Below are 4,395 nucleotides of genomic sequence, written 5' to 3'. Positions count from 1 at the left end.
CGTACGTCCTCAAGGTCACGCTTGGTAGCGACATCCGCCACTTCATGAGACTTGCGTACGACGAGCGAAATCGCCTTGGCCTGCTGACTGGTAAGCCCGGCGGTTTGAAGCTCTTCTGATGCTTGCAATGTATCAAATGCAACCTGGCCCATAGCTGATCCTCCTGTGTTAAGACAAGTGTAAGCGATCTGACTGCCAATCTGCAAAATTTTACCCGTTAGCCCTCTGATAACCACATCCGTTTAACTATGGAGAAATCGTTATGTCTAACTTAGTTGTCATTGAAAATACCGTCGTCCGCCAGGATGTTTTCGGGCGTTACTGCCTGAATGATTTACACCGTGCCGCCGTTGCGCAAGGTAAAGCGACTGAATCACAGAGACCTTCGGGTTTTTTCAAAAGCAAGGGAACTCGTAAGATAGCAAAATCGTTAGGTAATAACGCATTAAAGACAATGCATGGCGGCGTTGAATCAGGCATTTGGGTTGTACCTGAATTAGGCTGTGTCCCTTAATTACCTGGCAGATTAAAAATCGTACAACGCAGGCAGTTTTTGACAGTAAAAACACACGGAATTAGCCCGAAAAACGAACATATTTGATATATTTTCCTCATTTCCAATCAGTGAAAATGAATTGCGGGACACAGCCTAGGGCACGGGTTGAACATGCATTCGCGGCGATGGAACAAATGGGTAGAAAACTGATCCGTACCATTGGGCAAGTGCGCGCTAATTTTGCCATGACCATGATGGCAGCATGTTACAACCTAAATCGGTTGGCGTACTTCCAGCGTGCGGGCATCGTGGCTTTCTAACGCCAAGAATAGGCAAAATGACACGGTCCATGGCAATGGACGGTAGGATTAGTGCCGGGGTGATCAAAAAACATCTAATTATTTAGAGACAAGTCTGAGATTCATTGAAAATTTCGAGTTTTTCGAGGTGCCCTACAGTCTAATGCGGTGGCCAGTATTAGTTGACCACTACAAGCACCACTATCAGAAAATCTGAGTCATGAGCGTTAATTGACATTAAATTTAGGCAAATCAGGAATAATGATCCTAACTATAGGAGTTCTGATATGTCTGAAGTAAAACTACACGGTCACGTTGCGTCAATGAGAAAGATTTTCGAGCAACAATCGCCCAAGGACGCGGCAAAAGACACGCTTGGCAACGAGCGCAATTCGATTAATTCTAACCTAAATTTTAGGTACAGCCTACTTAATGGAAAGGATAGCAAACGGCCGGTAAAGCAGACCCTTACTGAATACTCCGAACGTCGTGACACGCCATCGTTGTATGTTAAGAGGGAGGGATTCGAGGCAATCTACGATATGCTGAACGCGGTAGAAAAAAACCGGTCAACGGATGGCGCTCACTATTCTTCGCCAGAGGTGGTAAACGCGGCATTGATGTCGAAAAGCCACCCGGAAATACAAGACGTGTCGCCCACTTTTGGCAAAGTGGTGGCGCCTGAGATCGCCTTAAGCGACATGAATGTGTCAGAATGCGCCCAGTCAATAAATGAGCTTACCGAGTATCAGATTGGGGTAATTGATACGACAATACTGGCCTATAAACAGCTTGAAATACTTCAGCCGATGGATAGAAAGAGGAGATCTGCCAGCGCCGAAAATAGAATCCATGACCATATTATTGCCAGCCGGGAACACTTGGCGGAATTGAAAAAAACGATGGAGTGCAAATTCACTGAAATTAAACAAGATCGTAATGCCCATCCCGACGAGTTAATGGACGCCGCTAAACTACGAAAAGAGATGCTGGCGATGCTCACCAGTGAATATCAGGTGATGGGCATTAAGCCGCAAGAAGCCAGAAAACGCGCGCTCGTCGCTTATAATGCGGCGCGTACTGACACTCTCAATAATGCCCCCTGGAAAACGATACAGCGGGAGATAAGCCATAACGGCAACCAGTATAGTAGTCTCCAGCGCCCTGCCGCCGAGATGAAACTGGGCGACAGGGATATTTTTCCGACCGCCTACCAGGGGAAAGGGATCTGTTCTTCCGACGCGAATGAAACCAAGCACGCGGCAAACTTATGGCAATCCTCGTTAAGCGTGGAAGACCAATTTGGCCAGCAGCAAACGCTGTTCCAAGGCATTCGCCACGGCGTGCTGTCACCCTTCGCATTGCCGGCGAGATCCGCGGAACGCATTGACGGGGCGCAGAATCGGGCTAAAGAAGTCGTCACGGCGGCGCTCTACTCCCGCCCTGAACTGATGGCACGTGCCCTGAAAGAGGATACTGTACCTTTGCAGTTGGTCTCTACCTCACTTTTGACGCCCACAAAATTAAGCTTCTTCAGCAAGGAAAGAGAGATGCTGAGCGACCAAATGCAGGCCTGGCAAACCTTATGCAAGGCTGAATCGCAGCGGGACGGCGCGCTTACGTTAACGGTCCATAACGATAAGGGAGAAGCCCAAGACGTCAAAGTGGCCTTGGATGTCGCCGCATTTAACTTCGGCGTCAATGAAGTTTCACTGAAACTTGGCTTGGGAAACGACACTTCTGATAGTTATAACGCCGTAGCATTAAAGCAGCTCCTCGGTAACGATTTGCGGCCAGAGGCTGAGCCCGGAGGCTGGGTCGGTCGCTACCTGGAAGGCAAGCCAACGCCGGAAAACGCCAACAAGGTCATCACCCTCAGTAAGCAATTAAAGAATATCTGGAATGGAAAACTGCACCGCAGCGACGGTGGAGAGCCTTATCAAGCGCCGAAACGCCTGATGATGCTGGCGTATGAAATAGGTGCGGTACCTTGCTGGAACTGTAAAAGCGGAAAAGACCGCACCGGTATGCTTGATGCCGAGGTGAAACGGGAAGCGATTGCCTATCACAATCAACAGCCGCTGAAAGACCCGCAAGAGAAGCTTAATGAAAAAGACATTAAGTTGCTGCAGACGGTGGTGCTGCAAAGCGGGAATTTGGAAGTACAAAAACAAAACATCGGTGTTAAAGGCAATAAGGTTGCCAAAACATTCAAACTGTCCAGCATGAATTTATCTTCAACTAAGCGTCTTGGAGTGGGTGATGTTTGGTCCAAAGTAAAAGGATTGTCCCAATTCGCCAAGTCATCCTCTAAAAGGAGTCTTTAATGCAAAATTTATTGTTAGATCTTTATGAATCACTGGGACTTGACCCGATGGACGACCCCGCGTTGCTTATCACTGATGAATTGGAAGTGTATTTTGACGAATCGGAAGCGGGGCTGGAGATGTGTTGCCCGCTCAGAAGCCTGCCAACCGACAGCGATCAATTGCAGGCGATCCTTAGTATGAATTACGCAAGCCCGGTGACACTGGCGGCGGATGCCGACCAATCTGTATTGTTAGCGTTATACCGTCTGCCGCCGGAAAGCAACACCGAAGATATGCTAGAGGGCTTGTCATTATATGTTGAAACTATCGAGCAACTACGGCAGGAAGCCGTCATTATGGCGGCTTGAGAAAGCCGCCTCTAGGGCAGCAGCGCGTCTGTCAGCGCCAGGGCCCATTCCCACTCGAAACGCAACAAAACGGTAGGGGCTTATGCCGCCAGTAAGTGCGTTAAAAATACCTCATTGGGGGAACGATAGCCCAGCGATTTTCTGCCCCTTGTGTTGAGTGTGTGTTCGAGCTCAGCAATCTTGCGATGGCTCACCTGATTGAAGTCCGTTCCCTTGGGATAAAAGTGTAGTGGTCAACTAATACTGGGGCCACGACCCTGTACATGATTCTGTGTAAATGCCTTTCTCAGTAGTGACCGTCTAGGCGGTCACCGAACTCGATAATAAAGCGGCTCATTGCCATACGCCAGTCCCGTAGTGGCATCACATTTTGAGAATGGCAGCAATGATGCTGACAGCGGCGGCGACCATTAGCCCAAGCCGGATGGTCATCTGCATGCCAACCTTTTCAAATTTATCATTAATTTTATCGAAACCAGCAGTCATATCCTTACGAACATCGGCTATCTCTGCGGACAGATCCTTACGGACATCGGCGATATTCCGATTTACCTCAACGATATCAGCCTTGGTAGCCACATCTGCAACCTCATGAGACTTGCGTACGACGAGCGAAATCGCCCTAGCCTGTTCTCTAGAGATGCCAGCAGTTTCAAGCTCTTCTGACGCCTGCAATGTATCAAATGCGACTTGGCCCACAGCGGATCCTCCTATTTAGGGCAAGTGTAACCCAGTAATCTTATTGACGGAAGATCAAACCACGCGCTATAGTCACTCTGCATCGGCTTTGTTGAATAATAGGGAATAATGCTGTTATGACAAGCCTGTTTTGGATTAAAATGCTGATCGCTCCGGGATGCATCACCACGCTCTGGATTTAACATACTGATTTTACGTCAAGGGAATCCGCAGCCTTTATGGCT

At 48.5% G+C, this 4,395-nt stretch carries 5 protein-coding genes and 1 pseudogene; 4 read left to right on the top strand and 2 right to left on the bottom strand.

Features of this window, described 5'->3' with window-relative positions:
* Window positions 1–262 precede the first annotated feature (262 nt).
* The 4 genes and pseudogenes from QZ506_RS18735 (at window position 263) to QZ506_RS18720 (ending at window position 3,472) form a co-directional block, all read left to right on the top strand.
* Window positions 263–514 (top strand): KilA-N domain-containing protein, encoded by a 252-nt coding sequence (locus tag QZ506_RS18735; protein WP_291973081.1) that lies wholly within the window; start codon window positions 263–265, stop codon window positions 512–514.
* Window positions 515–645: 131 nt separating this feature from the next.
* Window positions 646–816 (top strand): annotated as a pseudogene (locus tag QZ506_RS18730) (transposase); the annotation flags it as partial.
* Between the two features lie 266 nt (window positions 817–1,082).
* Window positions 1,083–3,122: an inositol phosphate phosphatase SopB gene (locus tag QZ506_RS18725; RefSeq protein ID WP_291973080.1), complete on the top strand. Its 2,040-nt coding sequence runs from the start codon at window positions 1,083–1,085 to the stop codon at window positions 3,120–3,122.
* On the top strand, window positions 3,122–3,472 hold the full coding sequence (locus QZ506_RS18720) for a type III secretion chaperone protein SigE (RefSeq protein WP_291973079.1): 351 nt from the start codon (window positions 3,122–3,124) through the stop codon (window positions 3,470–3,472). Before QZ506_RS18725 ends, QZ506_RS18720 begins: the two co-directional genes overlap by 1 nt.
* Before the next feature lie 363 nt (window positions 3,473–3,835).
* On the opposite strand, the gene QZ506_RS18715 is transcribed toward QZ506_RS18720, so the two are convergent.
* Together QZ506_RS18715 and QZ506_RS18710 are read right to left on the bottom strand one after the other, a co-directional pair.
* Window positions 3,836–4,171 carry a DUF1640 domain-containing protein gene (locus tag QZ506_RS18715; RefSeq protein ID WP_291973078.1) on the bottom strand — a complete coding sequence of 112 codons (336 nt, stop codon included), beginning with the start codon at window positions 4,169–4,171 and terminating at the stop codon, window positions 3,836–3,838.
* Between the two features lie 11 nt (window positions 4,172–4,182).
* A complete protein-coding gene (locus QZ506_RS18710) occupies window positions 4,183–4,356 on the bottom strand; it encodes a hypothetical protein (protein WP_291973077.1) in 174 nt (57 codons plus the stop codon).
* Between the last annotated feature and the right edge of the window lie 39 nt (window positions 4,357–4,395).

It is taken from the genome of Candidatus Symbiopectobacterium sp. (assembly GCF_020054415.1).
Classification (GTDB): Bacteria; Pseudomonadota; Gammaproteobacteria; order Enterobacterales; family Enterobacteriaceae; genus Symbiopectobacterium.
The sequence above is the reverse complement of the archived record's forward strand: the minus strand, read 5'-3'. Positions and strand labels throughout refer to the sequence as shown.